This window comes from Hymenobacter duratus (assembly GCF_014698995.1).
Lineage (GTDB): Bacteria > Bacteroidota > Bacteroidia > Cytophagales > Hymenobacteraceae > Hymenobacter > Hymenobacter duratus.
Window position 1 is genome coordinate 829,464 of sequence record NZ_JACWZZ010000001.1, and the last position, 13,211, is coordinate 842,674.

Annotated in this window: 14 protein-coding genes and 1 tRNA gene; 8 read left to right on the forward strand and 7 right to left on the reverse strand. The window is 55.1% G+C overall.

The features are described from left to right. Positions 1-205 precede the first annotated feature (205 nt). Complete coding sequence (locus IC231_RS03415) at positions 206-988, forward strand: alpha/beta fold hydrolase (protein WP_190783193.1); 783 nt, start codon at positions 206-208, stop codon at positions 986-988. On the opposite strand, the gene IC231_RS03420 is transcribed toward IC231_RS03415, so the two are convergent. Continuing rightward, positions 985-1,782: a helix-turn-helix transcriptional regulator gene (locus tag IC231_RS03420; RefSeq protein ID WP_190783194.1), complete on the reverse strand. Its 798-nt coding sequence runs from the start codon at positions 1,780-1,782 to the stop codon at positions 985-987. The genes IC231_RS03415 and IC231_RS03420 overlap by 4 nt on opposite strands. Positions 1,783-2,360: 578 nt before the next feature. Here IC231_RS03420 and IC231_RS03425 point away from each other — a divergent pair. From IC231_RS03425 to IC231_RS03435, 3 genes are all read left to right on the forward strand, one after another. Beyond that, on the forward strand, positions 2,361-2,762 hold the full coding sequence (locus IC231_RS03425; RefSeq protein ID WP_190783195.1) for a hypothetical protein: 402 nt from the start codon (positions 2,361-2,363) through the stop codon (positions 2,760-2,762). A 5-nt stretch (positions 2,763-2,767) separates the two neighbouring features. Beyond that, on the forward strand, positions 2,768-3,337 hold the full coding sequence (locus tag IC231_RS03430; protein ID WP_190783196.1) for a hypothetical protein: 570 nt from the start codon (positions 2,768-2,770) through the stop codon (positions 3,335-3,337). Positions 3,338-3,821: 484 nt separating this feature from the next. Next, positions 3,822-4,277 carry a hypothetical protein gene (locus tag IC231_RS03435; protein ID WP_190783197.1) on the forward strand — a complete coding sequence of 152 codons (456 nt, stop codon included), beginning with the start codon at positions 3,822-3,824 and terminating at the stop codon, positions 4,275-4,277. A gap of 53 nt (positions 4,278-4,330) precedes the next feature. On the opposite strand, the gene IC231_RS03440 is transcribed toward IC231_RS03435, so the two are convergent. From IC231_RS03440 to pheS, 4 genes are all read right to left on the reverse strand, one after another. After that, positions 4,331-5,692, reverse strand: coding sequence for a hypothetical protein (locus tag IC231_RS03440; protein WP_190783198.1), 1,362 nt, complete (start codon positions 5,690-5,692; stop codon positions 4,331-4,333). 174 nt (positions 5,693-5,866) lie between these two features. Beyond that, positions 5,867-5,940, reverse strand: a tRNA-Asn gene (locus IC231_RS03445). A gap of 96 nt (positions 5,941-6,036) precedes the next feature. Further along, positions 6,037-6,510 (reverse strand): Rieske 2Fe-2S domain-containing protein, encoded by a 474-nt coding sequence (locus tag IC231_RS03450; protein ID WP_211538834.1) that lies wholly within the window; start codon positions 6,508-6,510, stop codon positions 6,037-6,039. Between the two features lie 185 nt (positions 6,511-6,695). Next, a complete protein-coding gene (gene pheS, locus IC231_RS03455) occupies positions 6,696-7,733 on the reverse strand; it encodes a phenylalanine--tRNA ligase subunit alpha (protein WP_190783199.1) in 1,038 nt (345 codons plus the stop codon). A 271-nt stretch (positions 7,734-8,004) separates the two neighbouring features. Here pheS and IC231_RS03460 point away from each other — a divergent pair, with 271 nt between their 5' ends. The 4 genes from IC231_RS03460 (at position 8,005) to IC231_RS03475 (ending at position 10,121) form a co-directional block, all read left to right on the forward strand. Further along, the gene (locus tag IC231_RS03460) at positions 8,005-8,499 is read left to right on the forward strand and encodes a hypothetical protein (RefSeq protein WP_190783200.1); all 495 of its coding nucleotides are present in this window, start codon (positions 8,005-8,007) and stop codon (positions 8,497-8,499) included. A gap of 62 nt (positions 8,500-8,561) precedes the next feature. After that, positions 8,562-8,936, forward strand: coding sequence for a hypothetical protein (locus tag IC231_RS03465; protein WP_190783201.1), 375 nt, complete (start codon positions 8,562-8,564; stop codon positions 8,934-8,936). Between the two features lie 132 nt (positions 8,937-9,068). Next, entirely contained in the window at positions 9,069-9,350 is a 282-nt protein-coding gene (locus IC231_RS03470; RefSeq protein ID WP_190783202.1) for a hypothetical protein, read from the forward strand. Positions 9,351-9,482: 132 nt separating this feature from the next. Then, positions 9,483-10,121: a hypothetical protein gene (locus IC231_RS03475; protein WP_190783203.1), complete on the forward strand. Its 639-nt coding sequence runs from the start codon at positions 9,483-9,485 to the stop codon at positions 10,119-10,121. A gap of 91 nt (positions 10,122-10,212) precedes the next feature. Here IC231_RS03475 and IC231_RS03480 read toward each other — a convergent pair whose 3' ends face one another. Both IC231_RS03480 and IC231_RS20160 read right to left on the reverse strand, forming a co-directional pair. Continuing rightward, a complete protein-coding gene (locus IC231_RS03480) occupies positions 10,213-11,499 on the reverse strand; it encodes a M16 family metallopeptidase (RefSeq protein ID WP_190783204.1) in 1,287 nt (428 codons plus the stop codon). A 57-nt stretch (positions 11,500-11,556) separates the two neighbouring features. After that, positions 11,557-13,068 (reverse strand): ArnT family glycosyltransferase, encoded by a 1,512-nt coding sequence (locus IC231_RS20160; protein ID WP_190783205.1) that lies wholly within the window; start codon positions 13,066-13,068, stop codon positions 11,557-11,559. Positions 13,069-13,211 lie beyond the last annotated feature (143 nt).

A 13,211-nucleotide genomic window follows, 5' to 3' on the forward strand; every position in this document is an offset into this window, starting at 1 on the left:
TGATACATGGCTATTATTACTATCAGAACCTTTAGCCGCAACTTATGCAACAATGCCATCAGCAAGGTTCGCAACTCATCCGGCCCTGTCGAATATTACAGCACTGAGTTTGGATCGTCGTTAAGCTTACGTGCGAAGCTCATTGTTTTCCGGTAGTGCAATTTTTTCAGCACCAACGCCAAGTATTTGTCTGCTTATGCCGCTTTTGCACTACATCGACCTGCCCGGACCTGGTAACCCATTGGTCGTCTTACACTCGCTTCTGGGCTCCTCTCAGGAATGGCAGCCCTTGGCGCAGCGCTGGGCTAATGACTTACAAAGGCGTGTGGTGGTGGTTGACTTGCGGAATCATGGCCAGTCTTTCCACGACAGTCATCATTCCATCCCAGCTATGGCTAAAGATGTTGCCGCCCTGCTTCATGATTTAAACCTTATTGATAACGTAACGCTGCTGGGGCATAGCATGGGCGGTAAAGTGGCTATGCGGCTGGCACTGGATTATACAGACTGCGTGGCAAGTATGATTAGCCTGGATATGGCTCCTAGCCCCGACGACCTGACGTACGTAGCCGCGCTGTTAGCCAATCTCCAGGCGCTTAACATTGAGTCTCTGGCCGAAGTAGCACAGGTTGATGCGGCCCTGGCAGTAGGTGGTTTGGCGGCGGAAACCCGGCAATACATCTTGCAAAACGTGAACCGCTGCGCCGACGGCAAATTGTCTTGGTGCGTCAACCTACCAAGTTTATCAGCCGGCGTGCCGGCCCTCGCGGAAGCTGTTGTAGCTTCCGCGCCTTTTCCTAAGCCCACCTTGTTCGTGCGGGCCGGCATATCTGGCTACATCACGGAAGATGACGAGCACCATGGAATTCCGGTGTTATTTCCACGGGCCATCATAACTACTATCCCTAATGTGGGACACTTCCTGCACTTGGAGAGCCCGGAAGCAGTATTTCAGCTAGTGTCCCAGTATTTGAGTGCACTGGCCTAGCCGGTAGTTTCTCCGTCCAGGTGTTGCAGTACTCGGTGCACATTGTGTGAGCCTACTTTTTGCCGAATGTTCCGGCGATGGGCTCGCACCGTTGCGACGCTTATGAACAGACGATTCGCAATTTCCTGGCTGCTCAATCCTTCCAGTACCAACGCCAGCACTTCCTGCTCACGTATACTGAGCGGTTCGGGTAGTGCCTGCACCTGCTTCTGCCGCACGAAAGCCGCGAAGTCAGGTCGGTTCATAGAGAAGCGTACATCATGCGTGCTCTTATGTGCAGTAATATCAGTCAGAATGCCGGCCAGCCCTACCACCGCGCCGCAAGAGTCCCGCGAAAGAATAAAGTTCTGCCGGAGTACCCGAAGCCAGTGCCTCTGCACATTGCGAATACGGTAATCTATCGAGAATACCAGTCCCGGTAGCGGGTCATCCAGACGCTCGGTTACGTACTCATTCGCCAGAATAGTCGCTTCCGTGACGATAGGCAGGTCATCTGGATGAATGCATGAGTAGTGGAAGTCAGGTGTAAAATCCGCCGTCGGGTACCCCAGCAGCCGTTCTATTCCTGCCGATACATACAACGTGGTTTTGGCCCGGTGGTCATACACATACAGACCCTGTGTGTGTAATAATGCCCGGGCTAATTCCCGACCCATGACTGCATCGGCTTGCGAGGCCGGTGCGTCTGGCTCAGTGAATAAATCAGGTGTCCAGACCCGCGCCACTGGCGCGTGTAGCTCCGCAGGGTAGTTGTGACGAGAGGGCTTGGCAGTAGGAGGCTTCGGGCGTTTCATAAACGAGCACTTATTGGCTTACCGACGCAGCTTGCGATGTATATATAGTGAAAAATAGTCAAAATTGACTATTGATAGGGTCGCTACTTATTCTGTGATTTGTCTTAATGATTACACTCATAGTTCAAAAGAACGGCCAACGCCATTCGGCCTCCAGCCCATGAAAAAGCGTGCCTTAATCCTAGCATTCGCGAGTGTCACTTACACACCCTCCTTTGCCTAAAATGAGTTGTCGTCCCGAGCGAGAGAAGCATTAAGACAGCACTATTCTCTCATAAGCTAAGGCGAATCACTCAAGAAAATTTTCGCAACTGCACCCTTTGGGATCCTCTTTGCAGGTGGTATCAAGGCTCCTGATGATTTAAAAGGCATCTACGACTTTGAATGGGTCGAATACGCACAAGCTTGTACCACTATAAGCTCGCTCGTAGCGAAGAAGCTGCAAGATGACGCTGAGTAAAACTGCGCGCAGTTTACTGAGAAAGACGGCTGGTTCTGGTGTAGACTAGCGCAACTCCATCAAACCAGACAGGACGAGAAGTAGAACAACACTCCTCACATTGATTATCACTCACACTATGAAAATCAAGCTCATTCACATGCTGCTCACGTTGTGTTTAGCTCTGGCTACCCAGCATGCCTTTGCTCAGAACAATAATGTAAACTGGGGCATACTCACCTCCTATGACGAAAGGGCAAAAACGTGGGTGATATCATCTGCTATAAATATCAATGACTTCGAGCTTAATGATTATAACAAGTGGACTATGGGTAATGTAAAGCCGGATTTTATTCAAGCATGGCACAATCAAATCCGGGAGCAGGGGCTTTATTCACCAGATATGCAAACGACTTTTGTGAATCGAAGCCCTGCAATGAGCTTTTATTCCCGCAGTGATGCAAGCTCTTATGCTGATGCATTGTATGATAATTTGGCCTCAAAAGGCTATAGTGTTAAGCAAATAATCTATAGCAAATGATTGTTATGAATACTATAGCTCTGGTGCTAATAATTAGCTTTGCTATTAATATGCAATGTCATGCCCAAACGAGAAATAATACGGAAAAATGGCTATTTGAAAAATTGTCAAAATATTATATAAAAGAATATGTAGTCGGGGAGTTGCATTGGGATAAGCCGCATATTTTTGAGTATGCTGATGGCACTCCAGCATACAGATGCTTTTCTTTTGACACTTATTCTGTCAAACGTATAAGTGACCACGATATTGTGGAATACAGAATAAATCATAATATATATTTCGATAAAATTAAATCATTTAAAATTATTCCGAGTAAAGATGATAAAAACATTCAATTTATAATGCTTGCGTGTCATGAATGTGTGTCTGTGACACAGACAAATTCTGCGCCTGCTAATAAAGATATGCTTAAGGATTTTAGATTTACGTTTCCTACGCAACAGCATAATGAATTAATGTTTCCATTGGCAATGCAATTTGAGCCAGATTTATCTGCTAGATTAACAAAAGCTTTAAACCATTTAATAATGCTAAACAACAGTAGTGTTTTCCCTAAAAAAGAAGACTTTTAGTGTCTTGTCAATACTATTTAACTACTCACACTTAAACACCAAACTCATGAAAGTCAACAACATTTTTGCCTCAGGCATATGTATCATCTCAATGTTATCGTTTGGCGCATTCTCAACAACTCTTAGGCCAACTGATAACAGTTTAGGCAGCAAGACTTTAACGAAGTATTCTCCCGCAAGTACGCTTGCTATAAAGAGTAGTGATGGTTGTAAATGCTATGCTGATGGCACTGCTCATTCTCCAGGCGCAACGCTATGCATGGGTGGCCACAAAGCGAGATGTATCGCGTCATCAGGAGTTGGGGATGAGGCAACAGGCTGTGGCTGGACGTACTTAAGGGACGCCAACGGCAATTATATTAAGTGTGAATAGTGAATATTGTGTTTATTGTAAATAATGAAATATTAATTATAATACAAATTTTAATAAAAACAAGTGCTAAATTTCTATGATGTTGCAAAAATTTAATTAAAACTTCATGTCATGAAGAATAGAATAGCAATACTCGCCGTAGGAATTATGCTGCTCGCAACAACGGGAGCATCTCCTAAAATAAAAGCACAAAACGAAGAGATGGTTTGGTCATATATATTAGCTCAAAATATGCGTAAAGTTGGAACACTAACCAATCCTGGAATTATTATAACTGCTCCTTTTGAATTTCCAAAAAGCCACGCATTGGTTTTTGATGATAGAAACAATAGGGTTCTTAAACAGTTTGAAGGTTATTTGGCAAAGCTTATAAAGCAAGGAGATGAAAGTGGGCCATTGAGTGATTGGGGATTTCATATAATGGAAAAAAAATATGCAGAGAGTAATGGTTTTGATTCAGAGTCAGAGGCAAAAGAGCGTAGAAAAGAAACTGAAGACTATTTTAAAGAATCAAGACCAGGGTTGTCAAGAGTAAGTATGTATCGCTACTGGTACTATAAGTATTAGTGCTATAATGCCAAGCAATGCAATAGGGATAAAAGGTCTTGAAATGACAGTATCTAATCATTGGTAGGTTCCTTATCATACCACTCGCCCAGGATCTTCCGCCAGGCCTCCAGCACTGCCGGGGCCAGCAGCCGCGCCTTATCCTTGGCGTAGCGGTCCGTCACGTCCTCGTCGGCGTGTCCCAGTACCAGCTTGGCCAGGGCTTTGTTGCCGTTGCTCACCTGCTTGAGCAGCGTGCCCGCTGTGTGCCGCGCCGTATGGGTGCTGATGACCTGCCAGATGGGCCGCCAGTTGTGCACCACCCGGCCGCCCGTAATCAGCCGGTCGTCCCACTCCCGGGTCTTGGCTATTTCCTTGATCCAGTCGCCGCGCTGCTGCCAGTTGCGGGCCGGAAAGTGCCAGCCCCACCGCTCGCCGATGTGCACCGCAATAGGGGGCAGGGGCACGGCCGCGTCGTTGCCGGTCTTGCCCTGCGCGTGCAGCAGCGCCGGTACTTGGCGGCCATCCTCCAGTGTCAGGCTGATCCGCTCCCGTGGGTCGAACTTCTCCAGGTCCTCGTAGCGCCGCCCGCTGAAGAGCTGAAACAGCCACCGGTCCCGCTCCTCCGCCAGGTTTTCCGAGGTCGGCCGCCACTGAATCAGCCGGCGCACTTCTTCCACCTCCAGATCCAGCTGCGGCGCATTCTTAGCCGAGTACTGCAGCCAGGCCATGTCCGCCTTCAGATTCAACTGCTCCAGGCATTTCCTTATGCCGCCGAAGTGCACCTTGATAGTCGCGTCCGACTTCTGCAAGTCCAGCAAGTGCTGCTGGTACTCCTTGGCTATCTTCTGCGTCATCTGTTCCGGCCGCAGTTCTGGCAGCCACACTTCCATCATCGTGGCCAGCTGGTCATACTTGCGCAGCGAGTCCTTGGCCAGGTTGCGGTTTTCCGCTTTCCATTCCTCCAGCACCTGCCGGAAGGTGCGGGCGGCCTCTTCTTTGGTTGGTACCGGTGCCGCTACCTGCCGGGCCTCAGCCGGCAGCAATTCGGCCAGCATAGCCGCCTTGCTCACCTTATGCAGCGGGGCCGCGTCGTAGAGCCGGTAGAACGTATCACTTACCTGCTTGACCATTTTGGCCAGGCGGGAGTTGATGTTGTAGTGAAAGTCGGGATGAATGGGTACCGTGCCTTCCTCTTTTGCCGTCAGCTTGCGCCCCTCCATCACGCTCTGGGTTGCACTGTGCCACAGTAGTTCCACCTCCCCGTTCTTGCCCTCCCGCTGCGGCAGGATGATTTCACCGGTGTCTATCTGAAATTCCTCGCCATGCCAACGTGCCGTAAGGCGCACCGGACAGAATCCGTTCTGGTTGGTGGCCGCCAGCCGCGGATACAGCCGCACGCTGATTTTCCTCTTGTAAGTGGTAGGGCGCAGCATGATCTTCGATTATGTCCCGGTTCTATTCCCGGTTATTGTCCCGGTTTAACACCAAACTAATCGATTAAAATGAAGTTCGCAAGCATTTTGCCCGAGCCAAAACCCCGCTAGCATGCTCAGAAGGGCATAAACGAAAAATGCCCGCCTTAATCGGCGGGCATTTTTTACTCTGAGCGCTCCCTCCTGGGCTCGAACCAGGGACCCTCTGATTAACAGTCAGATGCTCTAACCGGCTGAGCTAAGGAAGCGGTTATGGCGGCGGTGTTTTGCCGTTGCTGGTGCAATATTACTCCAAATTGAAACCTGGTGCAAACAATGCTCGGAAAAATATTTATTGCAAACTGCTAATTCGTGATTGTCAATAGGTTTCCGGATAAGGAAGTGTTGTACTGGCGGAGCGCCCGACTAGCTGGTCCTTGCTGGACGCGGCCCTGCAGGTCAAACTGGGAGCCGCAACAGGGGTCTTTGAGAAACAGCCGGGATGGATCGATCTGGACGCGTGCGCAGGTATCGTTGGCGCGGTATGGACAATTTCGCTCGAAGGCGTAGTACGTACTTGAGTTCTGGCGCACGACTATCAGGCCTCGTACCCCGCCCGTTACATAGGTCGCCCCGTTGTCGGAGCGCAGGTTCACGTACTGCTGATTGGTGATGTTGATGCTCTCCGTAAATGCCACTATAGGAATCTGCGGCTCAACAGCGCTGCCTGAGTTCGAATCACATGCCGACATGCCCAGTTGACTGCCAAAAATCAACGTGCCCAGCCCCACCTTTCCGAATTTGTACAAGCGGGGAATACCAGTGAGTAATGCAGCCATAGGTATAAAGGATGAAGGGTGTCGGGCAGATTTCAGTTCGTACGGAATGGCCAGGAAACTGCCTGAAAAGAGCTGCAAAAGCAACCGTTACCGGGAAGCAGATTCGCTTTTCGAATCCGCTTCCCGAAAGCCCTCAACTCAACGAGGAAAAGCCCTGCACGGTATAGGGCATCCGCAAAAGAAAGCTACTGCACGCTCTCAAACTGGCGCAGAAAACGCATATCGTTTTCCGTGAACAGACGCAGGTCTTTGATCTGGTACTTAAGCATGGCAATCCGCTCGATACCCATGCCCCAGGCGTAGCCGGAGTACCGCTCCGGGTCGATGCCGGACTGCTCCAGCACGGCCGGATCGACCATGCCGCAGCCGCCAATTTCCACCCAGCCGGTGCCTTTGCAGATGTTGCAGCCCTTGCCTTTGCAGATCAGGCAGGTAATGTCTATTTCGGCGCTGGGCTCGGTGAAAGGGAAGAAGGAAGGGCGGAACCGCACCTGCACATCAGCCCCAAATAGCTCCTGCACGAAGTAGTATACCGTCTGTTTGAGGTCGGCGAAGCTCACGTTTTCATCCACAAACAGGGCCTCTACCTGATGGAACATCATGTGGGCACGGGCCGAAATGGCTTCGTTGCGGTATACGCGGCCGGGCATAATGCTTCGGATAGGCGGTTTCTGCGTCTGCATGACGCGCACCTGCACAGGGCTGGTATGCGTACGCAGCACCCACTCTGGCTCGCCCGGTGTGCGGTGCACGAAAAACGTGTCCTGCATGTCGCGGGCGGGGTGGTTTTCGGGGAAGTTGAGGGCCGTGAAGTTGTGCCAGTCGTCCTCAATTTCAGGCCCTTCGGCCACATTGAAGCCGATACGTGCCAGAACGCGCACAATTTCCTCGCGCACCAGGCTCAATGGGTGGCGCGTACCCAGCGCATTCGGAATGGTGGGCAGCGTGTAGTCGAACGAGGGGTCGGCAGGGGCATTGGCGGCGGCAGCTTCCTGCTCCTGCCGGCGCGCGTCGAAGCGGGCCTGGGCCAGCTGCTTCAACTGGTTCAGGTCTTGGCCCATGGCGCGGCGCTGCTCCTGCGGCACCGTTTTGAGCTGGTCAAACAGATCAGCCAGCTGGCCTTTGCGGCCGGTGTAGGCAATGCGGAACTGGTCGAGCTGCTCGGGAGTGCTCAGGTCGTAGGCTTCGATTTCGGCGCGCAGCCGGCTAATGATTTCCTGCATAGTGCTACAAAGGTAAGTTGATTGCTGCTTGTTGAATGTGGATTGTTGGGCAATGAAATTTTGTTGCTGAATTTCAATTGCTTACGAGGATGGTGTACTTTTTTTCGGTGCCACTGGACTCCTTTGCCACCCATTGTTCTGAAAGTTGGTACGGTTGCTGCAAAAGGGCTTCCTACCAACGGCCAGCAGCCGGAACGCGGGGCGCCACCCGTTCTGTAGCAGAGGCTTACGGGCAGCAGCCCGCTTCTTTTTACTTCGACTTTCCACTGCTATGAAATCGTTTTTCTTCTCCGCCTTCCTGCTGGTTGCCTCTGCCAGTGCTTCCTTCGCGCAAAGCCAGTATCCTGTGGCAGATGATTCCTGGCTGGATGAGCCGGCTACTGCTCTGGCTGCTGATGAAGCAATGCCTGCCACCGAAGATGCTCCGCGCTACAACATGGGCTGGAACACGGCCCCCGGCCAAAGCCTGAGCCTGCACGACCGTCCGAGTACCGACTACTGGGGCCGTCCGCTGAAGAAAAAGTCATCGAACCTTACTACCGCTGCCACTAAGGATATAGCTGCTGTAGAAGAAGTAAGCACCGACCCCATGATGCATTCGTCGGGGGTGATGGTGGCACCCGGCATGAGCTCCTCGCCTTACCGCCGCGTAAGCACCGACTACTGGGGCCGCCCGCTGAAGCAAAAGTCGAAAGGGGCTTCCACGCTAGCCAAGAAGGTTGAAAAGTCGTCGCCAGTAGCGGCTACCACTGCCGGTAACTGGTAAGTTGTCCGAGCCTGCGAAGATTCCGTAGGAGGAAAATCCGCTCACCTTTTTGCCTTTCCGCCATGCGTACTTCTGCTCTTTTCGTTGCCGTGCTGACCATAGCTGGTGCAGTACTAGCTGGTTCCGCGCAGGCCCAGCAAGTCACTCGCCCGGCTGGCACCAAAAAAGCCGCTAACGGCTACCACCGGACCTCCAATACCAAGACCAAGGCCCGGTCCGGAGCATATGCCCGCTACGACCGGTCGAACCGGCGCGACGAAGAGAACCTGAAGCTGGCTCCCGGCCTCCGGCTGAATATGCCCAGCCCGCCTACCACCGACTACATGGGCCGCCCCCTGAAAAAGAAGGCGCCCAAGCCTGCTACCACCGGAGCCACCTCCATTTCTTCTGAGAAGCCGGCTGCTCCCGCAAAAAAAACCACCGTAAAGCGCCGCTAACTATTATTCTTCTTTTCTGACTTACTCAGCAAAAGCCCGGTTGATGCAGCCGGGCTTTTGCGTGTGCGTGTGGCCGGAAGTGCGATAAATAATGCGTAACTTATTATATGTCAAACCATCTAGCTTCATGTTATGGCACCTTCCTCTCTGTTACTCGCGCTGGCCGGCAGTATGCTGGCCCTGACAACCCAGGCACAGCCTGCCGCTAAGGCCAAGCAGCCGACGGCTGCAGCTCCGGCCGTACAGCCCTTTGCCCCGGCGCCGGCCACCGAAACCACGGATGTAATGGCGCCGGCGCCGGATGCTTCCAAAGCTACCGCCACCCAGAGCCTACCTGCCACGCCCAAACCGGCTGCCGATGCTATGCCAACGGAACCAGCCAAACCAGCCGCCCGGCCCGGCAAACAGCGCTAGGAGCCAAATTGTTATAATTAGTTACTTAGGCAGGAACTTCCACGAAGGTGTTGCGTTTGCGAAAAGCGTGCAAAGGGTTTCTTGCCACTGTGCGAAGCCGTATCTTGCAGAACTTTTTAATCTCTTATTCTGATGACCCGTTTCGCCTTTCCGTTGCTGCTGGCCGGCACGTTTCTGATGCTTGCGCCGGCGCAGGCGCAATCCAAAAAAGCCAAGTCTGACGGTTGGGGTTCTTCTGATGGCTGGGGCGCTCCTGCTCCGGCAGCCAAGAAAGCCGCTCCGGCCAAAAAAACAGGTGCTGCTCCGGCTGCAGCTGCAGTAGAAGAAACAGCACCCGTTGCTGAACCAGCGGCGGCTCCGGCTGATGGCGGTGTATCCAGCAAAGCTGGTTTTGGCGGCGGCGGTGCTGATGCCATGAGTGGCGGTGGGTCATCGGCACAGCCGGGCGGCTCCGTTGTAGCGCCAGGCTTCACGGCGGCACCCTCCCACCGCGTTACCACCGACTATCGTGGCCGGCCATTGGCTCCTTATGTGAAACGCAACGTTCGGCGCCCTGATCCGGTAGTAGCCACTCCGGCTCCTGAGCCAGAACCCGAGCCGATAGCAGTAGCTCCGGAGCCAGCTCCAGCCCCGGTAGCGGCCTCCGCTACTGCTACCAAAGCCTCGGGCGGTGCTACAGCAACCAAGAAAGCAGCAGCTCCCGCTAAAAAAGCAGCGGCTCCAGCCAAGAAGAAAGATGACGGCTGGGGATCAGGCGGCAGCGGCTGGTAAGCCAGTGTACCTGTCTGATTACGTAGCTTAAACAAGCAGAAAGGCCCGGTCGACATCGTCGACCGGGCCTTTCTGCTTGCCGGGTACCCGGTTAGCGCAAGTCATCCGCTACGGCTTCGGCTATCAGCGGCACCGCCTCGCGCGGCTGCGCCCGGTAGTAGAGCGTGCTGCAGTTGTCGGGGCGCAGTACCTCGCGGGCCGCAGCCTGAATGGCGGCCGGCGTAACAGCCTGCAGGCGGGCGCTTTCCTCATTTACCAGATTCGCGTTGCCCATCAGTTTGCTGTAAGCCAGGTTCATCGCACGATTCAGGAGCTCAATCTCGCCGAATACAATGCTGGCTTCGGCTTGGTTTTTTACTTTTTCCAGCTCTTCGGCAGGTACTTCGGTGGTGTGCAGCGCGGCAAGCACCGCTTCCACGGCCGCGTCGGCTGCTTCCAGCGCGACACCCGCATTCAGCTTACCGCTCACGACCAGCAAACCGGGCTCCAACGACCCCATCACGGAAGCCGAAATAGAGTTGAACAGCGCCTGCTCTTTTACCAACTGCTGGTAGAGTCGGCTCGATTTGCCGCGGCCCAGCAGGTCACTGAGCAAGTCTACGGCATAGTAGTCATCGGCACTGCGGGCGGGCATGTGGTACACTTTGTAGAGGGCGCTCAGCGGCACATCGGCGGCTATTTCCAGGAAGCGCGCCTCCGTCTGGCGCGGCTCGGCGGGCAGTTGCCGCTCGTAGGCTGGGCCACCCGGAATCGGCTCGAACCACTTTTCGGCCAAGCGGCGGGCCTCCACTACCGTTACGGCGCCGGCTACCACCAGAATGGCGTTCTGCGGTGCATAATGCTTCTTGAAAAATGCCCGCACATCGTCCATGACGGCGTTTTCGATGTGGCTGACTTCCTTACCGATGGTGGCCCACTGGTAGGGGTGCTTCTGGTAGGCCAGCGGCCGCAGCTTCAGCCATACGTCGCCGTAGGGCTGGTTGAGGTAATTCTGCTTGAACTCCTCCACTACTACTTTGCGCTGCACTTCCAGCCCGTTTTCCGAGAAAGCCAGGTTCAGCATCCGGTCCGACTCCAGCCAGAAGCCGGTTTCGATGTTGGCGGCCGGCAGCGTGAGGTAGTAGTTGGTGATGTCGGGGGAAGTAAATGCGTTGTTCTCGCCACCCACCCGCTGCAGGGGTTCGTCGTAGCTCGGAATGTTCACGGAGCCTGAAAACATAAGGTGCTCAAACAGATGCGCGAAACCCGTATGCGACGCTTCTTCGTCGCGGGAGCCCACGTTGTACAGCACGTTCAGCACCGCCATGGGCGTGCTGTGGTCTTCGTGTACGATGCAGCGCAGGCCATTGGCGAGCGTAAATTCTTCGAAATGAATCATGGCAGGAGAGAAAAATCAGGAGACGGCCGGCCCCACGGCGAGAGCAGGCCGCCCGGCTTATTTGGATGGGTAGGCTCCCAGAAACAGCGTGGCGCAGGAATCGGTTTCTAGCAGCACCACCGTGCGGAAAGACCGCTCCCAGATGCGCCGGTTTTTGCGGCCGCACACCACCACGTACTGGCCGGGGCGGGCATACTCGGCGATGCGCCACGGGGGCGTAATCTGGCTGGTATGTCCGTAGGCCAGGGCGGCTGCCTGCTGGTAGAAAATCGGCGAGTCGTTGAACTGTCCGTCGGTGCCGAGCAGGTATTCCTTGAGGGCGGGTTCCAGCCGCACCTGCTGCCGAATGTGCTTGCCAAAGAGCAGCGACGGTACCTGGTGACGGTCGTCGTAGGTGCGGACCAGCGCCCGGCACTGCGCCCAGTAGGGCAGCGCTACCACCAGGGCCAGCACCCCGGCCCGGGCCAGCGTGCCGGGCCGCCAGTGCTGCTGCGCCGCCACGGCACGCGCCATCTGGAGCAGGCCGCTGGCTGTCAGCAGCGCCAGTATCGGATACACCGGCGCATCATACCACGGCAGCTTGGTGCGTGTGATGGCCAGCACCAGCAGGAAGCAGACCGCCACGCATACCGTCAGGCGCGTGAGCCACCAGCTGCGGCTGCCGGGAGCCAGCCGCCAGCCCAGCACCCCGCCCAGCAGGGCCGGTACCAGCCAGAACGTGAACTTGTCCTCCATCAGGCTGGTGATATACCAATAGAAACTATAGTGGTGGCCTTCCATTTCGGTGGCTGAGGGGCCGCCTATCTCGTAGGCCCACACCGCCGCCAGGTAGCCGGGCTCCGCGCTTTCGCGCACCACGTACCACAGCCCGATGCCCACCGCCAGCGCCAGCAGCGCCAGCCAGGGCGCCGGCCGGCGCAGGCGCCGTAGCTGGCCGGTAGCCAGCACGGCCAGCACCAGCCCCGGCCCGAACATGAGGCCCGCAATGCCCTTGGTGAAGGTGGCCAGAAAGAAAAACAGACCCGTCAGCCAGGCGTGGCGGTTCTGCCCGTCGACCAGGTAGCGCAGCCAGCTCAGGCTGCCCAGCGTCACCCAGAGCGTGAGCAGCGTATCGAAGTCGCCGGTGCGGGTGACGTGCAGCGAAACGTAGCCCGGCGACGTGAGCAGCACCAGCGCCGCCAGCAGGCCGCCTTCCCAGCCCCCCAGCCAGCGCAGGCCCGCGTAGTACACCACCAGCACCGTGGCCAGCGCCGCCAGCGCCGAAGGCAGCCGTAGGCCCAGCTCCGAGTAGCCCACCAGCTTGAAGCTGAGCGCCAGCAGCCAGGGCCAGAGCGGGGGCTTGCAGTTCCACAGATCAGGCTTCATGCTGCCGTCGCGCAGCACCAGCCACTCGTGGTTGCGCAGAATATTCAGGCCGTTGATGCCGGTGCGGGCCTCGTCGTATTGTTGTATGGGGTGGCTGTCGAGGAGCCAGAACAGGGGCAGAAAAGACAGCGCCACTACCAGCAGCAGCAGGCCCAGGCGCCGCCACTGGGCGCGGGAAACGGAAAAACGGGAAAGCGGAGGCACGAAAAGGAGCGGGAGAGAGACTAAAAAAAGCAGAAGCACTCACTCCGGAGTGCTTCTGCTAGCAAGGTAGAAAGAAGCCTGTGCCGCCGCAAGCTGATGGGGGTCTGGTCTGCCGAACATTATGCCGCCTGATTTGGGCCCTT

Coding starts and splice junctions, on each gene's coding strand:
- IC231_RS03420 (WP_190783194.1), bottom strand. CDS start 1,782: ATGAAACGCCCGAAGCCTCCTACTGCCAAGCCCTCTCGTCACAACTAC.
- IC231_RS03425 (WP_190783195.1), top strand. CDS start 2,361: ATGAAAATCAAGCTCATTCACATGCTGCTCACGTTGTGTTTAGCTCTG.
- IC231_RS03430 (WP_190783196.1), top strand. CDS start 2,768: ATGAATACTATAGCTCTGGTGCTAATAATTAGCTTTGCTATTAATATG.
- IC231_RS03435 (WP_190783197.1), top strand. CDS start 3,822: ATGAAGAATAGAATAGCAATACTCGCCGTAGGAATTATGCTGCTCGCA.
- IC231_RS03440 (WP_190783198.1), bottom strand. CDS start 5,692: ATGCTGCGCCCTACCACTTACAAGAGGAAAATCAGCGTGCGGCTGTAT.
- IC231_RS03450 (WP_211538834.1), bottom strand. CDS start 6,510: ATGGCTGCATTACTCACTGGTATTCCCCGCTTGTACAAATTCGGAAAG.
- pheS (WP_190783199.1), bottom strand. CDS start 7,733: ATGCAGGAAATCATTAGCCGGCTGCGCGCCGAAATCGAAGCCTACGAC.
- IC231_RS03460 (WP_190783200.1), top strand. CDS start 8,005: ATGAAATCGTTTTTCTTCTCCGCCTTCCTGCTGGTTGCCTCTGCCAGT.
- IC231_RS03465 (WP_190783201.1), top strand. CDS start 8,562: ATGCGTACTTCTGCTCTTTTCGTTGCCGTGCTGACCATAGCTGGTGCA.
- IC231_RS03470 (WP_190783202.1), top strand. CDS start 9,069: ATGGCACCTTCCTCTCTGTTACTCGCGCTGGCCGGCAGTATGCTGGCC.
- IC231_RS03475 (WP_190783203.1), top strand. CDS start 9,483: ATGACCCGTTTCGCCTTTCCGTTGCTGCTGGCCGGCACGTTTCTGATG.
- IC231_RS03480 (WP_190783204.1), bottom strand. CDS start 11,499: ATGATTCATTTCGAAGAATTTACGCTCGCCAATGGCCTGCGCTGCATC.